The organism is Alloalcanivorax venustensis (assembly GCF_047495515.1).
In the GTDB taxonomy this organism is placed as follows: Bacteria; Pseudomonadota; Gammaproteobacteria; order Pseudomonadales; family Alcanivoracaceae; genus Alloalcanivorax; species Alloalcanivorax venustensis.
In genome coordinates this window covers 2,558,153-2,572,311 of record NZ_CP179934.1, presented here as the reverse complement: position 1 = coordinate 2,572,311, position 14,159 = coordinate 2,558,153, and the positions used below count along the sequence as shown (strand labels likewise).

15 protein-coding genes and 1 pseudogene are annotated in these 14,159 nt (G+C 58.7%); 9 read left to right on the top strand and 7 right to left on the bottom strand.

What is annotated here, in order from left to right; genetic code table 11:
* Positions 1–36 precede the first annotated feature (36 nt).
* Positions 37–441: an MASE1 domain-containing protein gene (locus tag ACMG4O_RS12060; RefSeq protein WP_170214481.1), complete on the top strand. Its 405-nt coding sequence runs from the start codon at positions 37–39 to the stop codon at positions 439–441.
* A 65-nt stretch (positions 442–506) separates the two neighbouring features.
* A complete protein-coding gene (locus ACMG4O_RS12055) occupies positions 507–2,009 on the top strand; it encodes a transposase (RefSeq protein WP_138773302.1) in 1,503 nt (500 codons plus the stop codon).
* 181 nt (positions 2,010–2,190) lie between these two features.
* Here the strand turns inward: ACMG4O_RS12055 and ACMG4O_RS12050 are convergent, their stop codons facing one another.
* The 3 genes from ACMG4O_RS12050 to ACMG4O_RS12040 all read right to left on the bottom strand — a co-directional run bounded on the left by ACMG4O_RS12050 (position 2,191) and on the right by ACMG4O_RS12040 (position 4,023).
* On the bottom strand, positions 2,191–2,502 hold the full coding sequence (locus tag ACMG4O_RS12050) for a pyruvate formate lyase family protein (RefSeq protein WP_138773301.1): 312 nt from the start codon (positions 2,500–2,502) through the stop codon (positions 2,191–2,193).
* 94 nt (positions 2,503–2,596) lie between these two features.
* A complete protein-coding gene (locus ACMG4O_RS12045) occupies positions 2,597–3,004 on the bottom strand; it encodes a DUF4345 domain-containing protein (RefSeq protein WP_052717995.1) in 408 nt (135 codons plus the stop codon).
* A complete protein-coding gene (locus ACMG4O_RS12040) occupies positions 3,001–4,023 on the bottom strand; it encodes a sterol desaturase family protein (RefSeq protein WP_084687550.1) in 1,023 nt (340 codons plus the stop codon). The genes ACMG4O_RS12045 and ACMG4O_RS12040 overlap by 4 nt, the downstream gene beginning before the upstream one ends.
* 132 nt (positions 4,024–4,155) lie before the next feature.
* On the opposite strand from ACMG4O_RS12040, the gene ACMG4O_RS12035 reads away from it, so the two are divergent.
* The 7 genes and pseudogenes from ACMG4O_RS12035 (at position 4,156) to ACMG4O_RS12005 (ending at position 10,658) form a co-directional block, all read left to right on the top strand.
* Entirely contained in the window at positions 4,156–4,482 is a 327-nt protein-coding gene (locus ACMG4O_RS12035; protein ID WP_138773300.1) for a hypothetical protein, read from the top strand.
* Complete coding sequence (locus ACMG4O_RS12030) at positions 4,476–5,546, top strand: helix-turn-helix domain-containing protein (protein WP_278593314.1); 1,071 nt, start codon at positions 4,476–4,478, stop codon at positions 5,544–5,546. Before ACMG4O_RS12035 ends, ACMG4O_RS12030 begins: the two co-directional genes overlap by 7 nt.
* A 127-nt stretch (positions 5,547–5,673) precedes the next feature.
* Positions 5,674–6,555 carry a glyoxalase III HchA gene (hchA, locus tag ACMG4O_RS12025; protein ID WP_138773299.1) on the top strand — a complete coding sequence of 294 codons (882 nt, stop codon included), beginning with the start codon at positions 5,674–5,676 and terminating at the stop codon, positions 6,553–6,555.
* A 63-nt stretch (positions 6,556–6,618) separates the two neighbouring features.
* Positions 6,619–6,894 (top strand): annotated as a pseudogene (locus ACMG4O_RS12020) (cation transporter); the annotation flags it as partial.
* A 3-nt stretch (positions 6,895–6,897) separates the two neighbouring features.
* Positions 6,898–7,410, top strand: coding sequence for a signal peptidase II (gene lspA / locus ACMG4O_RS12015; protein WP_068518357.1), 513 nt, complete (start codon positions 6,898–6,900; stop codon positions 7,408–7,410).
* A 21-nt stretch (positions 7,411–7,431) separates the two neighbouring features.
* The gene (locus tag ACMG4O_RS12010; RefSeq protein ID WP_348321975.1) at positions 7,432–8,721 is read left to right on the top strand and encodes an ISL3-like element ISPpu12 family transposase; all 1,290 of its coding nucleotides are present in this window, start codon (positions 7,432–7,434) and stop codon (positions 8,719–8,721) included.
* 272 nt (positions 8,722–8,993) lie between these two features.
* On the top strand, positions 8,994–10,658 hold the full coding sequence (locus tag ACMG4O_RS12005; protein ID WP_414433853.1) for an FMN-binding glutamate synthase family protein: 1,665 nt from the start codon (positions 8,994–8,996) through the stop codon (positions 10,656–10,658).
* 13 nt (positions 10,659–10,671) lie between these two features.
* Here ACMG4O_RS12005 and ACMG4O_RS12000 read toward each other — a convergent pair whose 3' ends face one another.
* The 4 genes from ACMG4O_RS12000 to coxB are packed head-to-tail and all read right to left on the bottom strand — an operon-like array spanning position 10,672 to position 14,159.
* Positions 10,672–10,953, bottom strand: a complete 282-nt coding sequence (locus ACMG4O_RS12000) for a hypothetical protein (protein WP_142948874.1) — start codon at positions 10,951–10,953, stop codon at positions 10,672–10,674.
* A gap of 8 nt (positions 10,954–10,961) precedes the next feature.
* Positions 10,962–11,621 carry a cytochrome c oxidase subunit 3 gene (locus ACMG4O_RS11995; RefSeq protein ID WP_194856421.1) on the bottom strand — a complete coding sequence of 220 codons (660 nt, stop codon included), beginning with the start codon at positions 11,619–11,621 and terminating at the stop codon, positions 10,962–10,964.
* A complete protein-coding gene (locus ACMG4O_RS11990; RefSeq protein ID WP_370184742.1) occupies positions 11,605–13,182 on the bottom strand; it encodes a cytochrome c oxidase subunit I in 1,578 nt (525 codons plus the stop codon). The genes ACMG4O_RS11995 and ACMG4O_RS11990 overlap by 17 nt, the downstream gene beginning before the upstream one ends.
* Positions 13,179–14,159: a cytochrome c oxidase subunit II gene (gene coxB, locus ACMG4O_RS11985; protein ID WP_370184741.1), complete on the bottom strand. Its 981-nt coding sequence runs from the start codon at positions 14,157–14,159 to the stop codon at positions 13,179–13,181. Before coxB ends, ACMG4O_RS11990 begins: the two co-directional genes overlap by 4 nt.

The window sequence follows — 14,159 nt, the reverse complement described above, 5'->3', positions numbered from 1 at the left end:
ATGGCAGGATGCCATCAACTTCCGGATTCGGCGTCCATGACTCTCGCGCGTTTTTATTCCATCCCCACACTGCTGCAAGGTGCCGCCCTCACCGGGTCGTACGTGCTCACGGGGTTGCTGAGTCTTGACCTGAGCGCCAACGACGGCCTGGCCAGCATGGTCTGGCCGCCGGCCGGCATCGCCCTGGCCGCCATGCTGCTGGGCGGCAACCGATTCCTGCCAGCCATCTGGCTGGGTGGCTTTATCGCCGTCAACGTGACCAGTGGCAGCGTACTGATGGCGCTGCTGTCCGCCTGCGGCACCACCTTCGCTGCGTGGCTGGCACGCACCGCGCTGACGCAACTGCATCCGCAAGACACCCTGTTTGATGGATTGCTACAATCGAGTGGGAGTGACTGGCACTCACAGGCAATGTCTGGCACTGGCTGGCATCACAGCTGAGACTTCAATATCTCGCAGCTGAGCGATAAACTGTATAAAAACACAGTATCGCAAGGATGCGGATCATGCCCCAAGTGGCGGCCAGGATGGCCAGCCGGGACGAGAACACTGGTCGTTACCAGCGTCACCGGCCCGAGCAAACCCTGCTCTATCGGATCGTCGAAGAATACTACCCGACGTTCGCTGCCCATTTGGCGGCGCAGGGCAGGGAACTGCCCGGTTATGTGCAACGCGAGTTTGACGACTACCTCAAATGCGGCCGTCTCGAACACGGCTTTCTGCGGGTGCGTTGTGAGTCGTGTCACGCTGAGCACCTGGTTGCGTTCAGCTGCAAACGTCGGGGCTTCTGTCCTAGTTGTGGCGCACGGCGTATGGCCGAAAGCGCCGCGCTACTGGTCGATGAGGTTCTGCCCGTACAGCCCATGCGCCAATGGGTACTCAGCTTTCCCTTTCAATTGCGCTTTCTGTTCGCCAGCCGGCCGGAGGTCATGGGCCGGGTGTTGGGCATCGTTTACCGCGTCATCGCCACGCATCTGGTCAAGAAAGCGGGCTATACCCACCAAGCGGCCAAGACCGGTGCCGTCACCCTGATCCAGCGCTTCGGCAGTGCACTGAACCTCAACATTCACTTTCACATGCTGTTCCTCGATGGCGTGTACGTTGAGCGTCCCAATGGAACAGCCCGGTTCCTCTGGGTCAGGGCGCCGACCAGCGCCGAACTCACCCAACTGGCGCACACCATCGCCCATCGGGTCGGCCGCTATTTGGAGCGGCAAGGCCTACTGGAGCGGGATGCTGAAAACAGTTACCTGGCCTTGGATGCGGTGGATGAAGATGCGATGACTCCACTGCTGGGGCATTCCATCACGTATCGCATCGCCGTGGGGCCACAGGCAGGGCGCAAGGTGTTCACCCTGCAGACACTGCCCGCCTGCGACCCGGAAGATCAGTTTGGTGACATGCCCGGTAAGGTTGCCGGTTTCTCGCTACATGCCGGCGTAGCGGCCAAGGCCCATGAGCGCAGCAAACTCGAACGGCTGTGCCACTACATCAGCCGCCCGGCGGTGTCTGAGAAACGGCTGTCGCTCACGAAGAATGGCAACGTGCGCTACCAGCTCAAGACGCCGTACCGGGACGGCACCACGCATGTGATCTTTGAGCCGCTGGACTTCATCGCAAGACTGTCGGCGTTGGTGCCGAAGCCACGTGTGAACCTTACCCGGTTTCATGGGGTGTTTGCGCCCAACAGCAAGCACCGCGCCCTGGTTACACCTGCCATGAGGGGCAAGGGGAGCAAAAAGGTCAAGGTATCGGATGAGCCGCCAACACCCGCTGGGCGGCGAGCGTCGATGAAATGGGCACAGCGGCTCAAGCGTGTATTCCAAATCGACATCGAGACTTGCAGCGAATGCGGCGGTGCCATGAAGGTGATTGCCTGTATTGAAGATCCGGTAGTGATCAAGCAGATCCTCGACCATCTGAAGCAAAAAGCCGAAACCAACGAGTCCAGCCCGTTGCCCGAGAGCCGGGCACCACCGGCTGGCCTGTCGCCGGGTCTGTTTACCTGACCCGTCCCAAACGATTCCGATCACGATGCTGCGGTAATTCAGCCGCGGCAGGGATGCGTTATGCCGGCGGCTTGGGTTGGCCCCGGCTGTCGGGAAAAACGGGTGAATTTTCGGCGGGATCGATGGCTACACGGGCCGGATTCAGAATCACCCACTGGCAAAGCAGGCCGTCATTCGCGGTCTACAGTGGCTGGACTTGGAGAAAAACGGCGTTTATTCTTCCTATACTCGCCGAAAGCCCTGCCTTTTCTGGATAGATAATTCCTCCCACTCTATGGGAGGTGTAATTTCCGACTACCAGTTCATCGGGATATATTTCTATACTTTTATTTTGCAGTACATAACACATGGCTTCAGCGGCCTGTATTTCTACCGGCTTATTTCGATTCAATTTATTCTTGTAGTATTCCGTCCAAAGAATGGCTCTTTCCGGACAAATCGCTCGAATGGCATTATTAACTGAGTTTTTTAGGATTTCAATGCGATCGCTCATATTACCTTCTCCGCCCGCTTAGCGGGCTGTGAAACTAAGATTAAATGACTATGAATTGACTATGACTATTAATATGAAGATAGGCCTACGAAGCTTAATCGCTGAGTGGCTCATGACTTATATTTCGGCTGAACCAAAGTAACCCTGCGGCCCCCGCTGTGGAGACAATCTCCAGAGCCAGTAAAAAATCTGCAGTGGCATTAGGCATACCATCAAGCAACAAACTTATTAATCGGCCAACAACCAGGCCGAAAGTGATTGAGAAAATCATCCAAAGTGCGGGTCGGCGCGCTGACGCGGCAATAGCACCCGTCAGCATGATTAAGGCAAAAGCTAGGTGCATTCCCCCATAGTTGGCTCGAATTTCATTCGTTGCGCTGATCGAAGTCGGCTGCAGTTCGATGGCAGTCATGGCTGCGACTGGGTCGTACAAGGTATTTAAACCGATCAGTAGAAACGCAATGGCTGACATACTCAAAAAAAGTCGACTTAAAAAGATCATTTTACTTCCACCATCTTAGAGTCTGTTTTGGCCGTCTCGACTTCTTCAGCGGCCGTATTTCCTGTCTGTTTTCCGTCCATCTGTACGGTTGTCCAGGTATGAATAGGTGTATGACCTGAACGCTCCCACTCCGGTGGCTTCCAAAGATGCTTTAGCCGCTCGGAAAGCTTGCCGGGTGCCATCACGTCTCGAATCATATCGACAAGTTCATGCAGGTTCATTACAAACCAGTTATAGCTTTTGATCTGTTTTACGATGCCGTATTCGGCCTTTTCTTTTTCTGCCTCATAGGTTGAAAAAATATGGTCGTAGATCATGATGACTCCGCCGAAGTTTTTATCAATATATTGTGGGTTACGTCCGTGGTGCACGCGGTGGTTAGACGGCGTATTTAGTGACCATTCCAACCACGGGTGCAACTTTGTAATGCTTTCGGTATGCACAAACCACTGGAATGCGAGGTTCAATCCTAATAAACCAAGAATTAGGTCGGGGCTAAAACCGATGAAAACAGCCGGTGCGAAGAATATCCAAGTGCCCACAATGCCATTAAGAATGCTTTGTCGCGCCGCCGTAGACATATTCATGATTTCGCCGCTGTGATGGGATACGTGTTGCGACCAAAACCAGCGCACTCTATGTGCTGTACGGTGATACCAGTAGTAACAAAATTCTTGAACAAAAAATGCCAGAATTATTGTGAGGGCATTCACAGGGATGGTATAGAGACGATGATCCCAGACGAAAATATAAACAGCTGCGACATAAACTATGTTCATAACCGCACCGAAGACGTAGTAACCACCGCCTAACGAAAAGTTGGCAAAAACCTCGGGAATATAAAATGCCTGCCCTTTTGTGGCTGCCCAGTTTCCGCTTTTAATTCTTCGATAGAGCCACTCAACAAGAAAGCCCAAAACAAAAATAGGGACCATTGGAATCAGGATCATCTCATTGAGCGTAGGTTCACGCCCGAACAGATCGGTCAGGGTTTCGGTGATAAAACTAAACAACTGCATATGAACTCACTCCTTTTGCGCCGTTATTATTAATATTCAGCGATTTAAAAACTGCAGTAATTATGACTCTGTCTCTTGATTGCGTCTTGACCGGAACGTATAGTATTTGACATTTTCAGTCAGGCATAACGAATGACCGCTGCGATTCAAGTTTCTTCCCAGATATTAAATATTCTGCTGCGTTATATTGACGAAGAAGGCATTGCTAACGCTGATTTTCGCTCTCGCATCGAAGCAGCAAAGTCTGTTGATCGCATCAGTATCGAGCATTGGTGGGGCTTACTGGAAGAGCTCGCGACACTTCACCCGATACCTGCGCTGGGTATCCAGATTGGTATGCGAGGCGAAATCCAAGATGCCGGTATTTTGGGATATCTGGCGGCTTCTTGTGATGGGTTCATGTCATGTCTCCCTGAAGTTATGGGACAAGCGGTGTCAGCTCTGATGAAGCCATGGTAGAAAAGAGTGGGCTTATCGGATTGACGGATCATGCCAAGCTGTTATCCAATCATGCCATGACGATGAATTACCCCGACCCCACCGCCATCCGCGTCAACGGCTCCTATGTGCGCGTGCTGCTGGACTGGCTGGACCAGTACCAGTTGAGCGCACCTACCCTGCGGGCTGCGGTGTCGCGTCTGGCGCCCGGTGAGCAGGTGCCCCTGATCCAGTGGCTGGACCTGCTGCGGCGGGCGTATGCCGTGCACCCCGGCGACGGACGTGGCCTGGAGATCGGTGCCTGCATCAGCCCGGATCATGTGGGGGTGTTGGGCTATCTGGTGCAGGCCAGCGATAACCTGGGGCAGGCCTTGTATGCCTACCAGCGCTTCGAGTCACTGTTCTATGGCATCCGCATGGCGGAAGTGGTGATCCGCGGGGATGAGGCGGAGATCGGATGGCCTGTGTACGGTGGTCTGAGTCTCGGGCTGCTGGTAGATGAAACCGCTATCTCGGCCCTGATCAGCTTCCTGCGCAAGATCGTCCCGGATGCCCCTAACCCGGCAGAAGTGGCTTTCTCCTCGCCGGCGCCGGACAATCCGGCAGTGTACGAGGCCTTCTTCGGCGGCCCGGTACGCTTCAATGCCCCCTATGTGGCAGTGCGCTTCCCGGCGGATTACCTCAGCATCCCCCTGCCCACCGCCAATCCGGCCCTGCGCCAGATTCTTGATCGCCAGTCTGTGGCCTTGTCCAACGCCTTGCCGGGCAATGATCCCTTTGCCTTTCAGGTGCAGCAGGTGTTTCTGCGCCTGTTGCCTGATGCGCGGGTATCCCTGAAAGACGTGGCCAACGAAATGGCCATCTCCGTTCGTACCCTGCAACGCCGTCTCACACAAAGCGGCCAGACCTTTCAGGGCCTGCTGGATCGCACCCGCCAGGAACTGGCACAAAGCTATCTGCACGACCCGTCGCTATCGCTTTTCGAAATCACCATGCTGCTGGGCTTTGCCGAGCAGAGCTCGTTTAACCGGGCATTTAAACAGTGGGTGGGGGTGTCGCCGGGGGCGTGGCGGGAAGGGCAATAACGCAGCCTGCCACCCTATAGGTTTATCTCCACTCCCGGATTCGTAGGGCGGAAATTTCCGAAAGGGAATCTCCGCCATAGCTGGTAAAGGGCAAAGGATAAAGGGAGCCCGGTGATCAGGAGAATTTATGGCTAGTGGCATCAAGGCAATGTTTGGCATGGCCCCCAAGGATGATGGGCGGGGTGGCTTCACGCCCTCTTCCGTGGCGTTGAAACTGGCCACCAAAAGCAAGACTGATTACGACCACGCCGAGTATCCGGATGCCCTTCAGGGCAGCACGGCCAAGGTGCTGATGGTCTGTACCGAAGAACGCTACATGACCATGGCAAACGGCGTGAAGTTTTCCACCGGCAATCACCCGGTAGAAATGATGGTGCCGCTACTGCACCTGGAAAAAGCCGGCTTCCAGATCGAGGTCTGCACGCCTACCGGCGCACCGGTAAAAATAGAAAGGTGGGCGGTGCCAGAGAAAGACGACGCGGTCACGGATGCCCTGCAACGCTACCAGCCTCAATTCGAACAGCCTCAATCCCTAAAGGCCCTGGTCGCCGCAGGCCTGGAAGATCACGCCGACTACCTGGCGGTGTTTATCCCCGGTGGTCACGGCGCCATGTTGGGCCTGCCGGAGAGTGAAGACCTGCAAACCCTGATCCGCTGGGTCAACGCCAACGACAAACACATGCTCACCATCTGCCACGGCCCTGCGGCCTTGCTGGCAGAAAACCGTGGCGGCGATCCCAAGGATTTCGCCTATCACGGTTACAAAATGGCGGTGTTCCCGGACAGCCTCGACAAGCTCACCCCCAAGTTCGGCTACCTGCCCGGCCCCATGCCCTGGTACTTCGGCGATCGGCTCCGTGAGCAGGGCGTGGAAATCATCAACAAGAAAGCCAATGGTAGCTGCTGCGAAGACCGTAAGCTGATCACCGGCGACAGCCCGGATGCGGCCAATGAGTTTGGCAAGCTGGCGGCCAGGGCGTTGCTGGCGGAGGTGAACGGGGCGGGGTAGGCATTAAGGCGGAAATCGACCCGATTCCCGCCCGGTTTTATGCTCTTGCTTCGGGAATCAGATGAGCCTGAATCGCTGGTGATGATGGCTATCGCATTCGTCGCATTGATTGCCAATACCAGTTGTCTGCTGCTCATATCCAAACATCGGGAGGGCGGGGCGCACATGAAGGCAAGCTGGATATTCTCGGCCAACGACGTGGTGATCAACCTGGGGGTCATCACCGCCGGCGCCCTGGTCGCGTGGACCGGTTCCAATTATCCGGATCTAATTATCGGCACCATCGCGGGGCTCGTCGTGCTTAACGGTGCCAGGCGCATTCTGGCGCTCAAGGGTTAAATAATGCTCATTATTGGCAAAAAGCTCTCGCCGTACGCCCTGTTGTCCATATCGGGCCTGCTGGCAACGTCTGATCAGGCTGTAAAGTGGCTGGTGCAGCAATCAATGGCCTATGGCGAGTCTGTTTCGGTGACCCCGTTCTTTAACTGGGTGCACCTATGGAACACCGGTGCCGCATTCAGTCTTTTTGCGAATGGTGGAGGCTGGCAGCGCTACTTTTTTATCGGGATCGCGGTGGCGGTCTCGATTTTTCTGATCAAGCTGATCCTTGAAAATCGTCATAAAGGAGAAGCCATCGCTTACAGTCTTATCCTCGGTGGCGCCATGGGCAACCTGATTGACCGGGTCTTTCGTGGCTATGTTGTGGATTCCTTTGATTTCTATTGGCGAGACTGGCATTGGCCGGCCTTCAACCTGGCTGATATTGCAATTGTCCTCGGTGCCTTACTTTTCGTTTCCGGCAGCTTTTTGGGTAAAAAAACAAACACCAATGCCGAGTCGGATGGATCTGACTGACACCTTCGCCTATACAACACCATGACCGAACTTCCCGACAACATTCTTCACCTGCCGCAATACCAAGTACTGGGCTGCAAATCAACCGACGACGAAATGCACTTCCAGGTGGACGCGCCCGATCCCGTCGCTTGCGAGGAATGCGGCGTGCAGGGTGAGTTCGTGCGGTTCGGCAAGCGTGATGTTCCCTATCGTGATCTGCCCATCCACGGCAAGCGGGTCACCCTCTGGGTGGTCCGCCGCCGGTACACCTGCCGGGCCTGCAAGACAACCTTCAGGCCCCAGCTACCGGAGATGGTGGACGGCTTCCGTATGACGCTGCGGCTGCATGAATACGTGGAGAAGGAATCCTTCAACCACCCCTACACCTTCGTGGCGGCACAGACAGGTCTGGACGAGAAGACGGTACGCGACATCTTCAACGCCCGCGCCGAGTTCTTGGGGCGCTGGCACCGCTTCGAGACGCCCCGCATTTTGGGCATCGACGAGCTGTACCTGAACAAGCGCTACCGCTGCATCCTGACCAACATCGAGGAGCGAACCCTGCTCGACCTGCTGGCTACCCGCCGTCAGGACGTGGTGACCAACTACCTGATGAAGCTGAAAGACCGCCAGAAGGTCGAGATCGTCAGCATGGACATGTGGAACCCTTACCGGGCAGCGGTCAAGGCCGTGCTGCCACAGGCCCGCATCGTGGTCGATAAGTTCCATGTGGTACGCATGGCCAACGATGCCCTGGAGAAGGTGCGCAAGGGCCTCAGAAAGGAGCTGAAACCCTCCCAGAGCCGAACCCTCAAGGGCGACCGGAAGATCCTGCTGAAACGCGCTCACGAAGTTTCAGATCGGGAACGGCTGATCATGGAGACCTGGACAGGCGCATTCCCGCAACTGCTGGCCGCCTACGAGCACAAGGAACGCTTCTACGGCATCTGGGACGCCACCACACGGCCCCAGTCAGAAGCCGCCCTGGACGAGTGGATAGCCACCATTCCGAAAGGCCAGAAGGAAGTCTGGAGCGATCTGGTCAGGGCTGTGGGCAACTGGCGCGAAGAGATCATGACCTACTTCGAGACGGACATGCCCGTCACCAACGCTTACACGGAGTCGATCAACCGACTGGCCAAAGACAAGAACCGTGAAGGGCGTGGTTACTCCTTCGAGGTGATGCGGGCACGAATGCTCTACACCACGAAGCACAAAAAGAAGGCACCCACTGCGAAGGTCTCTCCGTTCTACAAGAAAACCATCGGTTACGGACTACCGGACTTCGCAGAGGAGCTCAACTACGGGGTCGATCTATCAACCATCTGAGGGTGGTACCGAGTAGGTGGGGCAAGAGCACCCCATCAACCATTTAATCCGAATACCCGATGTTTTCCCGGGCGGCCTGAATCTGCTTCTGCGTTGCCATGATGAACCTCCTTTTGGCTTGCATCGTCCTTAACGGTTTGGATTCATCCTGCGACTTTCGGTGCCTGGAAACAGGGGCGCGCGGCGGAATTTGTCATGCTTTTACGTTTTTTCGCCGTCCCGTGGCGGCCACATCAGGTAGCGTTGAGGTTCATCGTAAAAAGGAGAGTACGATGGCTGACAGCACCACCGGACCGGGCCGGTTCATTGGTCCCGTGATCGCCGCGGTGATCTTCCTTGGCGGCGGTGTCGCGTTGTTTTTTTATCCCGCCTCGCCGTGGCTGTGGTTACTAACGCTGGTGGCCCTGGCGTTGCTGGCGCAGGGGCTGCGCGATCTGCTGCAGCACCGCCACACGCTGCTGCGCAACTATCCGTTGCTCGCCCATTTCCGCTGGCTTTTTGAATTTCTGCGACCGTTTCTACGCCAGTACATTGTCGAGAATGACCGCGAGGGTCGGCCCTATAACCGGGACATGCGCTCGTTGATTTACGAGCGCGCCAAGGACCAGGTGGACGCCAAGCCGTTCGGCAGCGATCTGGACGCCTACGACAACGAATTCCAGGTGGTGACCCATTCCATGGCGCCGCGTCCCAAGCCGGACAGTGACTTCCGGGTACGGGTGGGCGCCGACACCTGCGCGCGCCCCTTCGACGTGTCACTGCTCAACGTTTCCGCGATGAGTTTCGGCTCGCTGAGCGGGCCGGCGGTGGAGGCCCTGAATCTCGGTGCCCGGCGCGGCGGCTTCTACCAGGACACCGGAGAAGGCGGCATCAGCCCCTACCATGTGCGTCACGGCGGCGATCTGGTCTGGGAGATCGGCAGCGGCTACTTCGGCTGCCGGGACCGGGACGGCTATTTTGATCGCGGGCTGTTTCGCGAGCAGGCCAACCGGGATTCGGTGCGCATGATCGAAATCAAACTCAGCCAGGGCGCCAAACCGGGCCACGGCGGTTTACTGCCGGCGGCCAAGATCACCGAGGAAATCGCCCGCACCCGCAAGATTCCGGTGGCGCAGGATTGCCTGTCGCCGGCCTATCACACCGCGTTTTCCACGCCCCGGGAGTTGCTCGAATTCGCGGCCTCCCTGCGCGCGGATTCCGGCGGCAAGCCGGTGGGCATCAAACTGTGCGTGGGTCATCCGTGGGAAGTGTTCGCGCTGTGCAAGGCGATGCTGGATTCCGGCATCCGCCTTGATTTCATCGTGGTCGACGGCGCCGAGGGCGGCACCGGCGCGGCGCCGGAGGAATTCTCCGACCATGTGGGCATGCCGTTGCGCGAAGGGCTGTTGCTGGTGCGCAACGCTCTGGTGGGCACCGGCCTGCGCCCGGACATCCGGCTGGCGGCCAGCGGCAAGGTGTACAGCGCCTACACCATGGCCGCCAACCTGGCGCTGGGCGCCGACTGGTGCAACGCGGCCCGGGCGTTCATGTTGTCGCTGGGCTGTGTGCAGACCAAAAGCTGCCATAACGATCTGTGCCCCACCGGTGTGGCGACGCAGAACCCCAACCGGCAGCGCGGTCTGGTGATCGCCGACAAAGCGCCCCGCGTGGCCAATTTTCAGCGCCACACCCTGGACCATCTGGCGGACCTGGTGGCCGCCGCCGGGCTGGACCATCCCGCTGAGCTGCTGCCGCACCATCTGCTGCACCGGCGCAGCGCCACGGAATTGATCGGCCTGGATAAGATGTATCCGTTTCTGCGTTCCGGTGAGTTGCTTGAGGACCCGGCCGCCACCCCGTACCAGGAATGGTGGAACGCCGCCGACCCGGACAGCTTCAAACCGCGCGGTCTGGTCGGCCCGGGCCACCATCGCAGCGCCCGCGTTACACCCGGTTGATCGCCGGGCGGCGCTAGCGGGTGAGAAAATCGGCGAAGGTGAGCACGAACAGGAACATGATCCAGAGCAGGCTCATCACCGCCACCACCTGCACCAGTGCGCTGCTTTGTCGGAGCCGCATGAAGGAGGTGGCGATCACCACCACCATCACGGCGGCCACCGAAAGCCGAATCGGTATCGCCAGCCCGCCGGCGTCGATCAGGGTGCCGGCCATGTTCGCGCCCAGTAAACCGAGCAACAGAACATAAAGGCCGACAAAGCGGTGACGAACCCGGGTTTCGTTATCGTCGGACATGGCGCCCCCTAACGGCCAAGCAAATAAAGGCTGCAGTACACCAGCACCCAGACGATATCCACGAACGCCCAGTACAGGCCGGCGATGCGCACCTGGCGCGCGACCCGCGCGCCCTCGCGCCAACGGTACGTCAGCACCAGCATGACCAGCAGTACCATCAGGCCGATGATCATATGCAGCGCGTGCAGGCCGGTGATCGCGAAATAGAAGTTATAGAACAACATGGCGTTGTGCGGGTCCGGCCCGGAAAACGCGAACGGCTGATCCAGAAAGGGGACCAGGCCGGCACGGTATTCCATGTAGTACTCGTAGCCCTTCAGGCCCAGGAAGGCTACGCCCAGGGCGATGGTGGCGCTCAGCCACCACAGGGTGAGCCGGCGCCGGTGTTGGTCCGCGGCCTGCTCGGCAAGCGCCACCGCCAGGCCGCTGGTCAGCAGGATCACGCTGTTGAAACCGGCCAGCAGCCAGTGCAGCTCGCGGGCCGCCGCCGAGAAGGTGTCGTAATACTGATGGTAGTACACGGCCAGTGCCAGGAAGGCACCGGAGAACAGCAGCGCCTCGGTGACCAGGAACAGCCACATGCCCAACAGGTCGGCGTCGAATTGCTGCTCCAGCGTCTCGAACTGGTGGGCAACGATCACCGTGGTTTGGTTATTGGGGCGTGTCATAGGCGTACGCCTCGCTGTCGACCCGTGGAACGGTGGCGAAATTCTCTTTCGGCGGCGGTGAAGCCACCGTCCATTCCAGACCCCGGGCGTCCCAGGGGTTGCCGCCGGCGCGGGCGCCGTAGCGCAACGACCAGAGCAGATACAGCAGCGGCAACAGATAGCCCACCGCCAGCATGCCGGCGCCGGCGGACGAAAACACATTCAACAACTGAAATTCTTCGGCGTAGGCGTGGTAGCGGCGCGGCATGCCGGCCCAGCCGAGAATGAACTGAGGGAAGAACGTCAGGTTGAAGCCGGCGAACACAATAATCGCCGACACCCGCGCCCACATTTCCGGGTACAGGCGCCCGGTGATCTTCGGCCACCAGAAATGCAGCCCCGCCATGTAGGCGGAGACCATGCCGCCCACCATGATGTAGTGGAAATGCGCCACCACGAAGTAGGTGTCGTGCATCTGGATGTCCAGGGCCAGCGTGGCCACGAACACCCCGGTGAGCCCGCCGATCAGAAACAGGCCGATAAAACTGAGCGCGAACAGCATCGGCGCGTCGAAACGGATATGGCCCTTATAGAGCGTGGCCAGCCAGTTGAAGATCTTCAGCGCCGAGGGCACCGACACCAGAAAGCTGAGCAGGGAGAACGCCACCCCGGCGTAGATCGACTGGCCGGAGACGAACATATGGTGCCCCCATACCAGAAAGCCGAACAACGCGATGGCGAGGATGGAAAACGCCATCACCTTGTAACCGAAAATCCGTTTATGGGCGAAGCAGGCGATGACCTCGCTGACCACGCCCATGGCCGGTAGCAGCATGATGTAGACCGCCGGATGGGAGTAGAACCAGAATAAATGCTCGAACAGGATCGGGTCACCCCCAAGCTCCGGATCAAAGATGCCGATGCCGAAGGCCCGTTCCACGCCCAACAACACCAGGGTGATCGACAGCACCGGCGTCGCCAGCACCATGATCAGGCTGGTGGCGTACTGCGCCCACACGAACAGCGGCAGGCGGAACCAGGTGAGCCCCGGCGCGCGCATCTTATGGGTGGTGACGATGAAGTTGATGCCGGTGAGGATCGACGAGAAGCCGACGATGAACACGCCGGTGGCGGCGGCCAGCACCGCGCCGTTGGAGAACATGGTGCTGTAGGGGGTGTAGAAGGTCCAGCCGGTGTCGATGCCGCCGGCGATCACCGCGGTGAGCGTGAAGGCGCCGCCGAGAATAAACACATACCAGCTCATCAGGTTGAGCCGCGGGAACGCCATGTCGCGGGCGCCCAGCATCAACGGCAGCAGGAAGTTGCCCATGGTGGCGGGAATCGAGGGAATCAGAAAAAACCACACCATGACGATGCCGTGCAGGGAAAACATCTGGTTGTAGGCGTCGCTGGAGAGCAGGTCCCCGGCCGGGGTGATCAGCTCCAGGCGCACCAGGGTGGCGGCGGCCCCGCCGAGAAAGAAAAACCCGGTGATGCTGATGAAATAGAGCCAGGCGACACGCTTGTGATCCAGCGTCAGCAGCCAGCTTTTCAGTCCGTAACCGGCGTTCAGATAGTTCATGGCGCGTCAGGCTCCTCGGGCGTCAGGGATTGGATATAAGCGGTCAGCTTGAGCAGATCTTCCTCGCTGATCTGATCCTTGAAGGACGGCATGATCGGCGCGTATCCGGCCACCACATGCTTGCTGGGAAAGACGATCGAATCGCGCAGGTACTGGGCGTCGGCGGTGACCGTGCCGCCGCTTTCCAGCGGCACCGGCTTGCCGTACAGGCCGGCCAGATCCGGCGCCCGCACCGAGGACGCCTCGCCGTGGCAGCCGCTGCAGCCGTACTGGCGGAACAGCCGCTCGCCGTCCTGTTGCGGCGTGCCCGGCCGGTCGCGCCGCGCCAGCCAGTCCTGGAATTCCGAGGGCGGCATCACCACCACTTCGCCGACCATGCCGGAATGGGACAGGCCGCAATATTCCGCGCAATAGAGGTCGAAGCGCCCGACCTTGGTGGGGGTGAACTGCAAGCGGGTATAGGTTTGCGGCAGCACGTCCTGCTTGATGCGGAAGGCCGGCACGAAAAAGCTGTGGATCACGTCCTGGGAAGTCATGCGCAGCCGCACGGTCTGGCCCACGGCCACGTGCAGAGTGTTGATCTCGCGGATGCCCTCCGGGTGCTGGAACTTCCACATCCACTGTTTGCCGATCACGTTCACCCGGCGCGCTTCGCCGTCCTCCGGCGTGGGCGGATCGAGAATCTCCACGTAGAGCAGCGCGCCCCAGGCAAAGAAAAACAGGAACGCGGCCAGCACCGGAATCGACCAGCCGATTTCCAGCCAGCGGTTGTGGTACAGCAGCGGCGACCCGCGGCGGCTGGCCGGCGAGCCGCGCCGATAACGGATGCCGAACACCAGCAGCACCGTAAACACCAGCGCCACCACCAGCCCGCAGGCCACCACCATGGCCCAGAACAGGGTGTCCACCTGGCCGGACACGCTGGACGCGGATTCCGGGAACAGCAGCAGCTGCCATCTATCGTCGGCGTCGGCCAT